Raw genomic sequence first — 14,051 nt, forward strand, 5'->3', positions numbered from 1 at the left:
GATACGACCATGATTTTTCCCAGAAACAAAATTAAGCAGGAAGTTCCTGCTCCTTGGTGGCAACCACCCACTGCGCGCAAGAGTTCAAAAGGTAACGCAATACTTATCGCCGTCCTCGCCGGAAGTATCGGCGGTGCTTTGGGAGTAAACGCTTCAGGTGGAGACTTGTTTAATCGAGTTCAACTAGTTTCATCAACGAGCACAATTCAGCGTGCACCAGATTCAGTTGCCGGTATCGCTCAAAGAGTTTTACCTTCAGTTGTGTCAATTAGTACACGATCAATTGATGGGGCAGGCACTGGTTCAGGTTTTGTTATCGATAGCAACGGATATATTCTGACAAATAATCATGTGATTAGCGACGCTGCACAATCAGGTGGAAGTATTCAAGTTTCTTTGAACGATGGAACTTTTTATTCAGCCAAAGTCATTGGCCGCGATGCATCATATGATTTAGCGGTATTAAAGATTGGTGCCTCAGGATTAAAAGCGTTGCAATTTGGTGATAGCGACGCTGTGGCTGTTGGTGATTCAGTAATTGCAATTGGTTCTCCCTTGGGATTAAGCGGCACTGTCACGACTGGAATTATCAGTGCAAAGAATCGTGCCGTGACTGCGGGTGAATCGAATACTGAGAGTGCATTTATAAATGCACTTCAAACAGATGCAGCAATTAATCCAGGAAACTCTGGTGGCCCTCTTGTTGACGCGACTGGTGCAGTTATTGGTGTTAATTCAGCTATTGCCTCCCTTGGTACAACTTCACAAATTGGTTCAATTGGATTGGGTTTTGCAATTCCAATTAATCAAGCACGCAAAACCGCTGATCAATTGATCAAGAATGGTGTTGCAACCTATCCAGTCATCGGTGTTTCACTGAACATGAATTTCACAGAAAATGGCGCGCAAGTTTCAACAAATGGGCGTGGGATTTTGTCAGGTGGTCCAGCGGCGAAGGCGGGCTTACGGGGCGGGGATGTCATCATCTCAATTGATGGGAAAGAGATTTACTCACCTGAAGAGCTCATTGTTTCTATTCGAGCAAAGAATGTTGGGGATCGTGTGACCCTTGGCTTTTTACGCGATGGGGTCAAGAAAACAGTCACTCTTACTCTGATCGCAGGAAAGAAGTAAGTACCGTAGGCTAACGCTATGTTCTTTGATATCGGCGCGGGTGAGGTATTGGGCCTTGCAATTTTGGGCATGATGCTGGTCGGGCCTGAACGTTTGCCGAAATTAGCTGTTGAAGCGGCTCAGTGGGTTAAGAAACTTCGCGGCTTGGCATCAACTGCTACCGCTGAACTTCGCGAAAACCTAGGACCAGGTTTTGAAGATTTACAGCCTAAAGATTTAAATCCAAAATCATTTATGAAAAAGCAGGTAGCAGATTTACTGGACGAAGGAACCGCTAAACCAAAGGTGAATCGTCCGAAGGCAATGATTGATCCAGATCTCCTATGAGTTTAATCGATCAGATTTCTGAAGCACTATCAAAGGTTCAAGATCCCGAACTTCGAAAGCCAATTACCGAATTAGGAATGGTAGAAGATTTACAGGAAAAAAATGGTGCTGTAAGCGTGACGGTTTTACTTACAATCTCAGCTTGTCCGATGCAAGATCGCCTGCGCAATGATGTTACAACTGCGATTACTAAAGTAGATGGTGTTACATCAGTTGATTTAACTTTTGGAGTAATGACCGAAGAGCAACGCAATAATGTAAAGAAGATTGTTCGGGGCGGCCGTGAAAAATTCATTCCATTCGCACAACCTGATTCACTCACTCGTGTTATCGGAATCGCTTCCGGAAAAGGTGGAGTTGGTAAATCTTCGGTTACCGCTAACTTGGCAGTTGCTGCGGCTAAAAAGGGTTTGAATGTTGGAATTCTAGATGCGGACGTTTACGGTCACTCAATTCCTCGATTGATGGGCCTGATGGGCCAACGACCAACGGCGATTGATCAAATGTTTATTCCGCTTGAATCCTACGGAGTAAAGACTGTGTCTATGGAAATGTTTAAGCCAGAGCGCTCAGATCCCGTCGCCTATCGTGGGCCGTTATTGCACCGAGTACTTGAACAGCTTCTTTCTGATGCTTATTGGGGGGACCTAGATCTTTTGTTAATTGATCTTCCGCCCGGAACTGGTGACTTAGCCATTTCACTGGGGCAGTTAATCCCAAACTCTGAAATTGTGGTTGTGACAACCCCGCAAATTGCAGCAGCTGAAGTCGCAGAACGTGCGGGCCGCATCGCTCACCAAATCCATCAGCATGTAATCGGCGTGATTGAAAATATGTCGCAGTTTCCGTGCCCATCCTGTGGTGAACCCATGTCACTGTTTGGAGAAGGTGGAGGAGAAGAAACTTCTCGCCGCATGTCCCAATTAGTAGGTAGCGATGTTCCATTGCTCGGAAAGATTCCATTTAGTCCAGCGTTACGAACTGGCGGAGATGATGGTGCGCCTATTGTCGAAGCTGACCCAACCTCGGTTGCTTCTATTGCAATTCTAGAGATTACAGAAAAAATCGTGAAGCGAAATAAATCTTTACTCGGAGTCCGATTGGGTATCTCGACGTAACTCTTTTGCAAGCTCATCGACCAAATCTGCAAGTTCGCTACGCACAAAGTCGCGAGTGGCAACTTCACCCAAAGAGTTACGAAGTGCAGCAAGTTCGCGCGTTAAATACTCGGTATCAGCAATTGATCGTTCGTTCTGCGCCCGATCTTCATTAAGCTGAATACGATCTCGGTCTGCTTGACGATTTTGTGCAAGAAGGATCAGGGGTGCGGCATATGATGCTTGCAAGGAAAGAATCAATGTTAAGAAAATAAATGGGTAATCATCAAAACGAAGATCAACTGGTGCGGCAAAGTTCCACACAACCCAAAACATAACAAAGAAAGTCATGTACACAAGGAAACGCGCAGTACCCAAGAAACGTGCGAAACGCTCTGACAAGCGACCAAAAGCTTCTGGATCAAAATTAGGGCGCAGTGAACGACGGGTTTCGCGTGGAGTGTCTAATCCATTAGTGCGTGCCATCTTTTGCCCTCCTTACAATGTTTCTGACTTAAAAGTTACTGGTGATTTTTCTCGGTGATCATGTCGCCAATTTTCAGGCAATAAGTGATCGAGTACGTCATCAACTGTTACGGCCCCGAGTAAACGTTCATTGGCATCTACAACGGGAAGCGAAAGCATGTTGTAACTAGCTAAATACGAGGAAACCTCGTGCAAAGTTGCATCTGGATTTACACCCTTTGAATCATTATCAACAATCGAACCCAACAAAGTTGCAGGGGGCTCGCGCAGTAAGCGCTGGTAATGAACAACGCCAATAAAGCGGCCGGTTGGTGTTTCTACTGGCTGGCGGCAGATATAAATTTGCGAGGCAAGTGCAGGAGAAATTTCTTTTTGGCGAACCGCAGCTAATGCATCGGCAACTGTTGAATCTGCGGTGAGAACAATTGGCTCAGTCGTCATCATTCCGCCTGCTGAGTAATCTTCGTAGGTCATCAAACGCAAAACATCTTCAGCGTCTTCTGGTTCCATTAAATCCAAAAGCGCATTTGCTCGTTCTTCACCTATTTCGCGCAGCAAATCTGCTGCATCATCCGGATCCATTTCGCCCAAAACGTCTGCGGCACGTTCACCTTCGAGTTCGGCCAACAGCGCGACTCGATCTGTCTCATCCATTTCTTCAAGCACATCTGCAAGACGTTCATCATCTAGAGCGATGGCAACTTCTATTCGTCGCTTTGGGGCAAGATCCTGCAAAACTGCTGCGAGGTCGGCGGCACGTAAATTAGCAAGGGTGGACATCAAATTTGCAACGCCTTGATTTTGTTCAGAGCTTGCAAAACCAGTTACTTCTTCCCATGCAACAGTTGATGTTGCGCCTTTGCGACGCAAGCCACGACCTCGACGCATAATGTGGACACGATTGATGAACCAATCACCAGTCCGAGTTTCTTCCATCCCCATATCTTCAACAACTACTGCTTCGCCAGATTCAATTAAGGTAATTGAACGATCCAACATTTCGCCAAGGACAAGCACTTCACCCGGACGTGTTTCGAATCGGCGCATATTAAGTAATCCAGTAATAACAACCGCGCCACTTTCGATCGAAGTTACTCGAGTGATGGGCACAAAGACACGACGACGCAATGGGACTTCAACAACTAATCCCAGAATTCGTGGTGGTTGATTTGTAGAACGAAGGGTCGCGACAGCATCCCGCACCTTACCTACAGGATCACCATTTGGGTCAAAGACCGCGGTACCTGCAAGACGGGCAAGAAATACTCGGTTTAAGAGATTGCCGCTCATGGGATAAGGGTACCTTTCTCTTATGAACGCAGGCGAACGCATTAACCACCATACGGCGATACCTGCTCGTCCAGATCTGATTCGTTTAGGTCTAGGAATTATCGGAATCGGAACTTCTGGGCCATTAATCGCGATGAGCACAATGCCTGTCCTCACCTTGATTTTCTGGAGAAATCTCGGCGGATCACTAGTGACCTTGCCATTTGCTCTTCGTCATCAGCGAGACAGGGCTGGCGTTAAGTGGGCTGTAATTGCTGGAGTTGTCTTAGCCCTTCACTTTGTTGGATTTTTCTTAGCAATGAGAATGACAACGGTTGCAGCAGGGACTGCATTAGTTGCTTTGCAGCCTATTTTTGCGGCTTTGTTTGTGAAGTTTTCAGGCGGTCACATTCCTTCTAAAGCATGGCTCGGAATGATTGTGAGTTTTGCCGGTGTATTACTTGTTGTCGGTGTAGATCTACAAATTTCATTCACATCATTTTTAGGAGATTTAGCTGCTCTTGTTTCGGCAGCGCTGGCAGCCGCCTACATGATTGCTGGCTCTAAAGCACAAAGAACTCTAGAAACAACGACCTACACGACTATTTGTTATTTCATTTGTTCAATGACAGCGCTTCCTATGGCGTTTATTGCTGGCAATGAGATATTTTCTTTTAGCGCAAAAGAATGGTGGATTCTTCTGGGTCTTATTCTCGGAGCACAACTGTTGGGACATTCAATGTTTAACTCTGCACTCAAAAGAGTTTCACCCGCGGTAGTTTCTTTAATCGTATTTTTTGAAGTTCCAGTCAGTGCCGTTCTTGCAGCATGGTGGTTGAATCAAAAACCTCCAGCTGGAATTATTCCTGGTATTGCTCTAATTTTGATTGGCTGCATTTTAGTTGTTACAAGAACGCGAGGCGTGAACAATGATTGATTTACACACACATACGACATGCAGCGACGGTACCGATCGACCAAGAGAACTAGTTAACAAAGCAATTGTTCAAGGTCTAGAGGTATTAGGAATATCAGATCATGACACAACATCAGGGTGGGAAGAAGCTACGCAGACTCTGCGAGGAAAGCTACAACTAGTGCTGGGTGCTGAAATTTCATGCCTAACCACCGATGGCATAAGCGTTCACATGTTAGGCATGCTTTTTGATCCCAAGCACATTGAAATGCAAACAATGTTAGAAGAAACTCGTGATGGTCGTTTACCGCGTATGCGAAAAATGATTGAAAAAATGCGAGCCGAAGGTATGGATATTTCAATAGAAGATGTCAAAAATGCAATGCCGGCTGGAGCAACTATGGGGCGCCCACACTTAGCCGATGCTCTAGTTGCCAAGAAAATTGTTAAATCACGGGATGAAGCTTTTATAGATTTATTGCACAATGAATCTCGTTTTTATGTTTCACATGCTGCCCCAACTCCAGTTGAAGCTATTGCCATGATTCGCAGCGCTGGGGGAGTTGCTGTAATTGCTCATCCTTTTGCATCTCATCGGGGGCAAGTATTGAAAACTGAAGATTTTGTAGATTTAGTCGCGGCTGGTCTTAATGGGATAGAAGTAGATCACCGAGACCAAAACCCAGATGAGCGTGCGATGCTACGAGTTATCGCGCAGGAATTGGATCTCGTTGTTACTGGTAGCAGTGATTACCACGGTACGGGAAAGTTGAACTCATTAGCAGAAAACCACACCAGTAGGGAACAATGGCAGAAGTTAGAAGCACAAGCAGATGCACGAAGGGTCGTTAACTCATGAAAGATATAAGTGCAGTAACTTTTGCGGTCCAATCTTTTGTCACACTCTTTGTGATCATGGATCCTCCTGGTGCAACACCAATTTTCTTGGGGTTAGTCGCTGATAAATCACCACGAGTTCGACGAATCCTGGCAATACAAGCTGCAGGTGTTTCACTTCTTGTCATTTCAATTTTTGCACTTTTTGGTCGAGCGATTTTAAATTATCTAAATATTTCAATGGAAGCCTTACAGGCAGCAGGAGCGCTTTTGCTCTTGCTCGTCGCCTTAGAACTCTTGACAGGTAATGCTAAAAAGCATGGCGATGACGGTGATGCCAATGTCGCCCTTGTTCCACTGGGCACACCTCTTTTAGCCGGCCCTGGTGCAATTGTTGCAACGATGATTTTCGTTCAGCAAGCAAATACATCCAGCATGGCACTTGGCTTAGTGGCAGCGGTTATTGCAGTTCACGTAGCAATCGCGGCGGTCTTGATGGCGTCAACAACAATTTTAAAGGTCATCAAAGAAGCAGGCGTGACTCTGGTTGCTCGTATTGCCGGCTTATTGCTCGCAGCAATTGCAGTGCAAATGCTTGTTGATGCAATCCGCGTTTTTGTTTCGGCTTAACTTTCTTTAAACTTTTTTGTACGAGTGCGTGTGCGTTCGGTCCGAACAGGTGCAACCTCTTGCTTAGCACGAGGTGGACGAGATTCTTTAGCGTCAACTTTGGCTACAGGCTTTGCTTTAACTAGTCGACCTGTTGAACCTGCTGGAATATTAAGAGTTTCATACAAATGCTCTGAGGATGAATATGTTTCTTCTGGTTCTGCAAGACCAAGCTCTAAAACCTGGTTAATCATCTTCCAACGAGCGAGTTCATCCCAATCAACAAATGTGACGGCGATTCCGTGAGCACCCGCACGAGCAGTACGGCCAATACGGTGAACATAAGTTTTTTCATCTTCCGGACATTGGTAGTTAATAACATGTGTAATGCCATCAATATCAATACCGCGGGCTGCAACATCTGTTGCAACTAGCACATCTGATTTTCCTGCTTTGAAATCACTCAGAGCTTTTTCACGTGCGCTTTGTCCCAAATCACCATGAATAGGTGCCGCTTTAAAGCCACGTTCCATTAGATCTTCAGCTGTCTTTTGCGCAGTGCGCTTTGTGCGACAAAAGACCATTGTTGGTCCGCGGCCATCGGCTTGCAAGATACGAGCAAGCATTTCAATTTTGTCCATTGCGTGAGCGCGCAAAACATGTTGCTTAATGCGGGTAACTACTGCTCCTTCATCTTCGCTGTCCTGCGTACGAATGTGAATTGGTTGGTTCATGAAGCGGCGAGCCAGAGCAATGATGTCCCCAGGCATGGTTGCTGAAAACAACATAGTTTGCGTGCGGTTAGGCGTACTAGAAAGAATCTTTTCGACATCAGGCAAGAAACCAAGATCCAACATTTCATCTGCTTCATCAAGAACTAAGCGTGAAACCTCTTTAAGTTTTAGCTGACCTTGGCGAGATAAATCCAAAAGGCGACCTGGAGTTCCCACAACTATTTCAACACCAGCGTGTAGTGCCTCAATTTGTGGTTCGAATGCGCGTCCACCATAAACAGCCAGTGTGCGAATTCCACGGTTAGAAGCCAATTCTTCGATATCGCGCGTTACTTGAGTACATAATTCACGAGTTGGAACAACAATTAAAACTTGTGGCATACCTTTATTTGCAAAATCTGCCCACTCAGCATCATTAGGTGCAATAACACGTTCAATGACGGGAATACCAAATGCGAGGGTCTTACCGGTTCCGGTTTTTGCTTGTCCGATTACATCGCCGTCAGCGAGTGCGATTGGCAAAACCATTTCTTGAATAGCAAATGGAGCTAAAAAACCATGTGCATGAAGTGCTTCAATTGTTTGGCTGCGCAGGGGCAGCTCGGCAAATGTTGGTGACATATAAATGTGTTCCTATCGGGATTAATTGCGCGGAAAACCTGAAATGCCTCGCCACATGAGGTTGTGAACTAGTTCCACAGCTTCTTGTCGAGTCAGTTTGCTATCTCGTTCGAGCCAGTGACGAGCAGTTACTTGCGCATAACCAATCATTCCAACACCCAAAAGCATTGATGCCTCTTTTGGTAGGCCAGTATCAATTGCAATTACAGCACTTGCTGCAGCTGCACAGTCGTATGTCATTCGGTTTAAACGTTGGCGAACTTGTGGTTCAACACTCATGTCACTTTCAAAAAGTAAGCGAAAGGCCTCGCCTTCTTTTTCGATGAATGCAAAGTAAGCATCCACCGTTGCATGCACACGATCCTTATTATCCGGAGTTGATGCAATCGCCTTCTGAATTTCAAATACCAACGAATCGATATGCAAATCTAGGACAGCTAAGTAGAGCTCGAGTTTTGACGGGAAGTGCTGGTACAAAACCGGCTTTGAAACATTTGCACGATCGGCAATTTCATCCATCGCTGCAGAGTGGTAGCCAGCAGCAGTGAAAACTTCAAGAGCTGCTGAAAGCAACAATGCTCGGCGCTCATCGCGAGGCAAACGCGCCTTGTTGGATGTGTCTACGTTACTCATTGGTGCAATCGTACGGCAGAATTGCCAATCATGAACCGCCCTTATGAAGGTATTCGAATCTTGTTGGTACATGCGCATCCTGATGACGAAACCATCAACAATGGCGCAACGATGGCTCTTTATGCTGATCGTGGGGCTCAAGTAACCCTTGTGACCTGTACACGTGGCGAAGAAGGCGAAGTATTAGTTCCGGGGCTTTCTCATCTAGCTAGTACTGATCAAGATTTGCTGGGCCTACATAGAGAAACTGAACTTGCAGCTGCCATGAAAGCACTTGGAATTTCAGATTTCCGTTTTCTGGGAGCACCCACTACCAAATTTCGAGATAGCGGCATGATGGGAACAGAACCAAATAATCGACCGGATGTTTTTTGGCAAGCTGATTTAGACAAAACAGCCATGATTCTTGTTGAAGTAATTGAAGAAGTTAAACCACATATTTTGATTACGTACGATGAGATCGGCGGGTACGGTCACCCTGATCACATCCAGGCCCACAGAGTTGCCATGCGAGCATCAGAGCTAGCTACCTGGCAGATTCAAAAGATTTACTGGAACACAATCCCTAAATCTGTAATCGCACAAGGCATGGAAAAAATGAAGGAAATTGGCTCAGATTTCTTCGGTGCAGAAAGTATTGATGATGTTCCATTTGCAAAAGATGATGAGTTTGTAACGACTTTGATTGATGGTTCAGATTACGTTGACTCAAAAATGGCGGCGATGAAAGCTCACGAAACTCAAATCGCATTAGATGGTCCATTTTTTGCGTTATCAAATAATCTAGGAATGCAGATTTGGGGAGACGAGTATTACACCCTAGTAAAGGGCACAAAAAGCGCCCCGTTTGATTCCAATGGTCGAGAAATTGACTTAACGTCAGGTTTAGTTTTGTAATGCGTAATTTATACTCACTAATTTTTGGTGCTGCATTAGGTGCAAGTTCTATTTTTCTTTATAGCTTGTATCCGCCAGTTGGCTTAGTACTCTCAATTGCAGCTACATTCATAGGAATTTGGGCGGTCGGGCGAATGTGGGGCAGTAGAAGTTTTAGATTTATTGCTGCAGTCGCATGGAGTTTGGTGGTTTTGCGTGCGGGATTTCCGGGACTAAATGAAGAGTATTTACTTCAAGGTGATGCAATTGGAGTTTCTCTAATCAACTTTGGATTTATCGCAGTGGTGATTGCCATATTAACCCCACTTTAAGACCAGATTTGCCCATCAGAAGTATCTTTTACCTGCAAGCCAAGAGTTTCTAACTGCACCCGCAACGAATCACTATCAGCCCAGCGTTTCTCGCTTCGGGCTTTCGCGCGCTCATCTAGAAGTGTTTGCATCTGCTCGGTTAATTGACGAACAGCGATCGGACGATCAAGATCTAAAGCAAGGACTTGATCTGCATACATAAATAATCCGCGCTTATTTGGCAGGTCGCTCTTTTCGATTTCACGCAAACGAAGAATTACCTTTGGAGTATCTAAGTCGTTGTTAAATGCTGCTTCAATTTCAGAATCAACATTGATTTCAAAGGATTGTTCCCATTCAGACATTTTTGTTCGCCAACGCTTTAACGTCTCATGTGCAGCGTTAATTGAGTTCCATGTTAGGTCCATTTGAGATCGATATCGGTTTTCTAGAAAACATAGGCGAATAGCTAAAGGATCAATTCCGCGAGCGATGATGTCCCTAACCAAAACAACATTTCCGCTACTTTTTGACATTTTTCTACCTTCGAAAAGTAGATGTTCTCCATGCACCCACACATCAACTGCCTCGCGGCCGATGATCGAATTAGATTGTGCTCGTTCATTTTCATGGTGTGGAAAACGTAAATCGATTCCGCCAACATGCACAGCAACATGCTTATTAAGCATTTCCATGGACATAGCAGAACATTCGATGTGCCATCCGGGAAACCCTGGACCCCATGGTGAATCCCAAATCATTTCACTGCGTTCACCAGCTGCTTTCCACAGTGCCCAGTCGGCATGGAATTTTTTGGCACCATCATTGTGGTATTCGAATCTGTGTCCTGGTATTAGTGAATCAATTTTATTTCCACTGATGTCACCGTATCCATCAAATTTCTGCGCATCAAAGTAAACAGTTTTATCCCTACCTACATATGCAAATCCCTTTTGAATCAATTCGGCGATCATTGATTGCATTAATTCGATGCTTTCGCTTGCTCGCGGATATGCAAAAGCTTTTCCAATATTTAACAAAGACAAATCTTCGTGAAACTTATCCTCATATTTTCGAGCAACTTCAAGCGGGCTGACTTTCTCGATTGTGGCTTGCGATAAAATCTTGTCATCTTCGGCAAAGTCTTCGGACATGTGCCCAACATCGGTGATGTTTTGAATTAATGTGACCTTAATCCCTGTGAGAACAAATACCCGTGATATCAAATCCGCCAGCATGAAAGTTCGTAGGTTCCCAACATGCGCATCCCGATAGACCGTAGGTCCACAGCAATACATCGAGAGATTGCCATTGGTGCTCGCAATCTCCTTCAACTCTCTTGACTGAGTGTCATATAACTTCATGTGCGCTCTATAACCTCACGCCAGACAAAAATTTGTTCATACGCAAAATCAATGAGATTCCCATGACGATTGCGTAGCGATGTAGGAGACTCCAAGTAGCCGAGAATGTCTCGAAACCCACCTTCTGGATCGTGCAGCCGGATGCTTACTCGTTTGCCTATAAGTGCGGCAAAAGCGGTTTCTAGCTCGGTTGCCATAAGAGCAGGATAAACCGAGATGGGAAATATCGCGCTGTGGCCGAAGTTATAGTTACAATTCGGCGATACCAATTATGAGAGATTATTTGGAGGCAACTCGTGACCTATGTGATCGCTGAACCTTGCGTCGATGTAAAGGATAAATCCTGCATCGAAGAATGCCCTGTGGACTGCATCTATGAAGGTGGACGAATGTTGTACATCCAGCCTGATGAATGCGTCGATTGTGGAGCGTGCGAGCCAGTGTGTCCGGTCGAAGCCATTTATTATGAAGATGATGTTCCGGGCCAGTGGAAAGATTTTAGTAAGGCAAATACAGAGTTTTTCATTGAAATCGGTTCTCCAGGCGGTGCAAGCAAGGTCGGTCCAACAGGAACTGATCACGCTTCAGTATCTGCACTTCCACCAAAGAGCGAGTAAGCGTTGCGCGGCCAGCTCCCAGATTTTCCCTGGGATGCACTCGCACCATACGGAGATATTGCTCGATCTCATCCACAAGGAATTATTGATCTTTCGCAAGGAACCCCTGTCGATGCGACCCCTGATTTTATCCAACAGGCATTTCGCGATGCCTCAAACTCTCCAAGCTACCCAGTAACAGCTGGAACTCCCGAACTTCGCGCGGCAATTAAGAAGTGGGCAACTGAACGATTAGGGGCAACTGGAGATTTTGATGTTCTGCCACTTATTGGATCGAAAGAATTAGTTGCCTGGCTTCCAACAATTGTGGAATCTAAAAGAGTTTTAATTCCTGAAATTGCTTACCCGACTTACCATGTTGGCGCAGTGTTAGCAGGTGCTGAATCGATCACGGTTGAAATTGATGCAAAGAGTTGGCCGAGTGCAGATTTAGCCTGGTTGAACTCTCCATCTAACCCAACTGGACGTGTTCATAGTGATGCGGAAATTAAGGCCTGCATAGAATGGTCGCGCACAAATAATGCTGTGTTGGTTTCGGATGAATGTTACTTAGAATTTGCTCAAACAGCACAACCTGTTTCCGTGCTTTCTCATACTGGGGGAGACAACACAAATATTTTGGCAATTCATTCCCTTTCAAAACGATCGTCAATGGCTGGTTATAGAGCAGCTTTCATGATTGGTGATTCACAATTAATCGCTCGTATTCGAGAAATTCGAAAGCATGGCGGAATGATGGTGCCACTACCTGTGCAGAAAGCGATGACCGTTGCACTTTCTGATGACAAACATGTTGCCGAACAACGTGCCCGTTATAACGCACGAAAAGAAATGCTACGACCAGCTCTAGAGGCAGCTGGATTTGCAATTGAATTTAGTAATGCAGGTTTGTATTTATGGTGTACCCGCAATGAAGATGCTTGGCACAGTGTGTCATGGCTTGCAGATCGCGGAATCTTAGCGACCCCCGGATCCTTCTACGGAAGCCATGGGGCCCAGCATATTCGGATCGCGATGACAGCAACAGATGTTCAAATTGCTGATGCTGCAGAACGTATAAAAGCTTAACCAATGGCTGTAGCGATTTTGTTGGTTGGCGGCTTCGGCACCCGTCTAATGCCATTAACAAAAAACACACCAAAACCAATGCTGACTGTTGCTGGAATTCCGGTAACAGAACACCAAATTGCAATGGCAAAAGCTGCCGGAATCACCGAAATAGTCTTAGCAACCTCATACCTTTCTGAAGTCTTTATTCCTTACTTTGGTGATGGTTCAAAGTGGGGTATAAAAATAAAGTACGCCGTTGAAAAAGAACCACTAGGAACAGGCGGAGCAATTCGAAATGCAGCGCAGCAGCTTGATTCTGATCAATCAGTGGTTGTTTTAAATGGCGATGTTTTAAGTTCTCACAATTTGGCAGAACAAATCCGCCAACATGAAGCACATGATGCCGACGTGACCTTGCATTTAACCCAAGTGCAGGATGCACGGGCATTTGGATGCGTGCCAACAGATAGCCAAGGCCGTGTGACAGCATTTTTAGAAAAAATGGAAGTTCCAGTAACAAATCAGATTAATGCTGGCTGTTATGTTTTTAATCCACGAGTGATTTCAACAATTCCACTGAACACTGTTGTCTCGGTCGAACGTGAAACATTTCCACAGTTAGTTGCAAACAACGCTAAGGTTTTTGGATTTATTGAAGCCGCATATTGGTTAGATATTGGCACACCACGAGCATTGTTAAAGGCTTCGATCGATATCGTAAAGCGAACTGGTGAATTTTTGGCAATGCCAGGAGCAACAATTGATCCCACCGCAGTTATCACTGGGGGTAGCTGCATTGGATCCAATACATCGGTCGGGGCAGGAGCGGTTATTGATAGCTCCATCATCGAGGCCGGTTGTGTGATCGCTCCTAATGCAAAAATTGCCAACTCATTTGTCGCAACAGGCGCTGAAGTAGAAAATGGGGCACAAATTGCCTCTTCGTGTGTTACAAATAGCGAAATTCTTCCGATTCCTTAGAAATCAAGCGTAAATGGTCACCTAGAGGGCCAACCTGGGCTTGACATGAGCGAGTTACAAGCGTGTAATTCACTCTTAAGAACGTCTTTTCCACGAGGGATGAGACAACGAAAGCTAATGGAGCATCGACGTTATGCCGATTCAACCCGCAGCCCAGAACTCCCCAGTCCCCACGTCAGGCCCAACAAT

At 45.3% G+C, this 14,051-nt stretch carries 17 protein-coding genes; 11 read left to right on the forward strand and 6 right to left on the reverse strand.

The window, feature by feature from the left end; translation table 11 throughout:
• The first annotated feature begins 9 nt into the window (after positions 1–9).
• From AC9UGD_RS04620 to AC9UGD_RS04630, 3 genes are read left to right on the forward strand one after another with little or no spacing between them, the layout of a single operon-like run.
• On the forward strand, positions 10–1,134 hold the full coding sequence (locus tag AC9UGD_RS04620) for a S1C family serine protease (RefSeq protein WP_509570193.1): 1,125 nt from the start codon (positions 10–12) through the stop codon (positions 1,132–1,134).
• Between the two features lie 18 nt (positions 1,135–1,152).
• The gene (locus tag AC9UGD_RS04625; RefSeq protein WP_509570196.1) at positions 1,153–1,461 is read left to right on the forward strand and encodes a twin-arginine translocase TatA/TatE family subunit; all 309 of its coding nucleotides are present in this window, start codon (positions 1,153–1,155) and stop codon (positions 1,459–1,461) included.
• Positions 1,458–2,579: an Mrp/NBP35 family ATP-binding protein gene (locus AC9UGD_RS04630; RefSeq protein WP_509570199.1), complete on the forward strand. Its 1,122-nt coding sequence runs from the start codon at positions 1,458–1,460 to the stop codon at positions 2,577–2,579. The genes AC9UGD_RS04625 and AC9UGD_RS04630 overlap by 4 nt, the downstream gene beginning before the upstream one ends.
• Here AC9UGD_RS04630 and AC9UGD_RS04635 read toward each other — a convergent pair.
• Entirely contained in the window at positions 2,547–3,044 is a 498-nt protein-coding gene (locus AC9UGD_RS04635; RefSeq protein WP_509570200.1) for a DUF1003 domain-containing protein, read from the reverse strand. The two genes, AC9UGD_RS04630 and AC9UGD_RS04635, sit on opposite strands and share 33 nt — an antisense overlap.
• A 12-nt stretch (positions 3,045–3,056) precedes the next feature.
• Positions 3,057–4,334: a magnesium transporter MgtE N-terminal domain-containing protein gene (locus tag AC9UGD_RS04640; protein WP_509570203.1), complete on the reverse strand. Its 1,278-nt coding sequence runs from the start codon at positions 4,332–4,334 to the stop codon at positions 3,057–3,059.
• A 22-nt stretch (positions 4,335–4,356) separates the two neighbouring features.
• On the opposite strand from AC9UGD_RS04640, the gene AC9UGD_RS04645 reads away from it, so the two are divergent.
• Genes AC9UGD_RS04645 through AC9UGD_RS04655 form a run of 3 tightly spaced genes read left to right on the forward strand, consistent with a single transcriptional unit; the run spans position 4,357 to position 6,696 of the window.
• Positions 4,357–5,250, forward strand: a complete 894-nt coding sequence (locus AC9UGD_RS04645; RefSeq protein WP_509570206.1) for a DMT family transporter — start codon at positions 4,357–4,359, stop codon at positions 5,248–5,250.
• Complete coding sequence (locus AC9UGD_RS04650) at positions 5,243–6,088, forward strand: PHP domain-containing protein (RefSeq protein WP_509570209.1); 846 nt, start codon at positions 5,243–5,245, stop codon at positions 6,086–6,088. The genes AC9UGD_RS04645 and AC9UGD_RS04650 overlap by 8 nt, the downstream gene beginning before the upstream one ends.
• Complete coding sequence (locus AC9UGD_RS04655) at positions 6,085–6,696, forward strand: MarC family protein (RefSeq protein WP_509570212.1); 612 nt, start codon at positions 6,085–6,087, stop codon at positions 6,694–6,696. The genes AC9UGD_RS04650 and AC9UGD_RS04655 overlap by 4 nt, the downstream gene beginning before the upstream one ends.
• On the opposite strand, the gene AC9UGD_RS04660 is transcribed toward AC9UGD_RS04655, so the two are convergent.
• Both AC9UGD_RS04660 and AC9UGD_RS04665 read right to left on the reverse strand, forming a co-directional pair.
• Positions 6,693–8,030 carry a DEAD/DEAH box helicase gene (locus AC9UGD_RS04660; protein ID WP_509570215.1) on the reverse strand — a complete coding sequence of 446 codons (1,338 nt, stop codon included), beginning with the start codon at positions 8,028–8,030 and terminating at the stop codon, positions 6,693–6,695. The two genes, AC9UGD_RS04655 and AC9UGD_RS04660, sit on opposite strands and share 4 nt — an antisense overlap.
• Positions 8,031–8,051: 21 nt before the next feature.
• Positions 8,052–8,663, reverse strand: coding sequence for a TetR/AcrR family transcriptional regulator (locus AC9UGD_RS04665; protein WP_509570218.1), 612 nt, complete (start codon positions 8,661–8,663; stop codon positions 8,052–8,054).
• A gap of 30 nt (positions 8,664–8,693) precedes the next feature.
• Here AC9UGD_RS04665 and mshB point away from each other — a divergent pair, with 30 nt between their 5' ends.
• Positions 8,694–9,560 carry an N-acetyl-1-D-myo-inositol-2-amino-2-deoxy-alpha-D-glucopyranoside deacetylase gene (gene mshB / locus AC9UGD_RS04670; protein ID WP_509570220.1) on the forward strand — a complete coding sequence of 289 codons (867 nt, stop codon included), beginning with the start codon at positions 8,694–8,696 and terminating at the stop codon, positions 9,558–9,560.
• A complete protein-coding gene (locus tag AC9UGD_RS04675) occupies positions 9,560–9,871 on the forward strand; it encodes a hypothetical protein (protein WP_509570223.1) in 312 nt (103 codons plus the stop codon). The genes mshB and AC9UGD_RS04675 overlap by 1 nt, the downstream gene beginning before the upstream one ends.
• Here AC9UGD_RS04675 and cysS read toward each other — a convergent pair.
• Both cysS and AC9UGD_RS04685 read right to left on the reverse strand, forming a co-directional pair.
• Entirely contained in the window at positions 9,868–11,214 is a 1,347-nt protein-coding gene (cysS, locus tag AC9UGD_RS04680; RefSeq protein WP_509570226.1) for a cysteine--tRNA ligase, read from the reverse strand. The genes AC9UGD_RS04675 and cysS overlap by 4 nt on opposite strands.
• Positions 11,211–11,411, reverse strand: coding sequence for an LSm family protein (locus tag AC9UGD_RS04685; protein ID WP_509570229.1), 201 nt, complete (start codon positions 11,409–11,411; stop codon positions 11,211–11,213). Before AC9UGD_RS04685 ends, cysS begins: the two co-directional genes overlap by 4 nt.
• A gap of 99 nt (positions 11,412–11,510) precedes the next feature.
• On the opposite strand from AC9UGD_RS04685, the gene fdxA reads away from it, so the two are divergent.
• Genes fdxA through AC9UGD_RS04700 form a run of 3 tightly spaced genes read left to right on the forward strand, consistent with a single transcriptional unit; the run spans position 11,511 to position 13,862 of the window.
• Positions 11,511–11,831, forward strand: a complete 321-nt coding sequence (gene fdxA, locus AC9UGD_RS04690; protein WP_509570231.1) for a ferredoxin — start codon at positions 11,511–11,513, stop codon at positions 11,829–11,831.
• A gap of 3 nt (positions 11,832–11,834) precedes the next feature.
• Positions 11,835–12,899 carry a succinyldiaminopimelate transaminase gene (dapC, locus tag AC9UGD_RS04695; protein WP_509570234.1) on the forward strand — a complete coding sequence of 355 codons (1,065 nt, stop codon included), beginning with the start codon at positions 11,835–11,837 and terminating at the stop codon, positions 12,897–12,899.
• 3 nt (positions 12,900–12,902) lie between these two features.
• Positions 12,903–13,862, forward strand: coding sequence for a nucleotidyltransferase family protein (locus AC9UGD_RS04700; RefSeq protein WP_509570236.1), 960 nt, complete (start codon positions 12,903–12,905; stop codon positions 13,860–13,862).
• The last annotated feature ends 189 nt before the right edge of the window (positions 13,863–14,051 follow it).

The organism is Candidatus Planktophila sp. (assembly GCF_044232745.1).
Classification (GTDB): domain Bacteria; phylum Actinomycetota; class Actinomycetes; order Nanopelagicales; family Nanopelagicaceae; genus Planktophila.

Coding starts and splice junctions, on each gene's coding strand:
- AC9UGD_RS04700 (WP_509570236.1), top strand. CDS start 12,903: ATGGCTGTAGCGATTTTGTTGGTTGGCGGCTTCGGCACCCGTCTAATG.
- AC9UGD_RS04675 (WP_509570223.1), top strand. CDS start 9,560: ATGCGTAATTTATACTCACTAATTTTTGGTGCTGCATTAGGTGCAAGT.
- AC9UGD_RS04655 (WP_509570212.1), top strand. CDS start 6,085: ATGAAAGATATAAGTGCAGTAACTTTTGCGGTCCAATCTTTTGTCACA.
- AC9UGD_RS04665 (WP_509570218.1), bottom strand. CDS start 8,663: ATGAGTAACGTAGACACATCCAACAAGGCGCGTTTGCCTCGCGATGAG.
- cysS (WP_509570226.1), bottom strand. CDS start 11,214: ATGAAGTTATATGACACTCAGTCAAGAGAGTTGAAGGAGATTGCGAGC.
- AC9UGD_RS04645 (WP_509570206.1), top strand. CDS start 4,357: ATGAACGCAGGCGAACGCATTAACCACCATACGGCGATACCTGCTCGT.
- AC9UGD_RS04620 (WP_509570193.1), top strand. CDS start 10: ATGATTTTTCCCAGAAACAAAATTAAGCAGGAAGTTCCTGCTCCTTGG.
- AC9UGD_RS04635 (WP_509570200.1), bottom strand. CDS start 3,044: ATGGCACGCACTAATGGATTAGACACTCCACGCGAAACCCGTCGTTCA.
- AC9UGD_RS04630 (WP_509570199.1), top strand. CDS start 1,458: ATGAGTTTAATCGATCAGATTTCTGAAGCACTATCAAAGGTTCAAGAT.
- mshB (WP_509570220.1), top strand. CDS start 8,694: ATGAACCGCCCTTATGAAGGTATTCGAATCTTGTTGGTACATGCGCAT.
- AC9UGD_RS04660 (WP_509570215.1), bottom strand. CDS start 8,030: ATGTCACCAACATTTGCCGAGCTGCCCCTGCGCAGCCAAACAATTGAA.
- AC9UGD_RS04685 (WP_509570229.1), bottom strand. CDS start 11,411: ATGGCAACCGAGCTAGAAACCGCTTTTGCCGCACTTATAGGCAAACGA.
- AC9UGD_RS04640 (WP_509570203.1), bottom strand. CDS start 4,334: ATGAGCGGCAATCTCTTAAACCGAGTATTTCTTGCCCGTCTTGCAGGT.
- AC9UGD_RS04625 (WP_509570196.1), top strand. CDS start 1,153: ATGTTCTTTGATATCGGCGCGGGTGAGGTATTGGGCCTTGCAATTTTG.
- AC9UGD_RS04650 (WP_509570209.1), top strand. CDS start 5,243: ATGATTGATTTACACACACATACGACATGCAGCGACGGTACCGATCGA.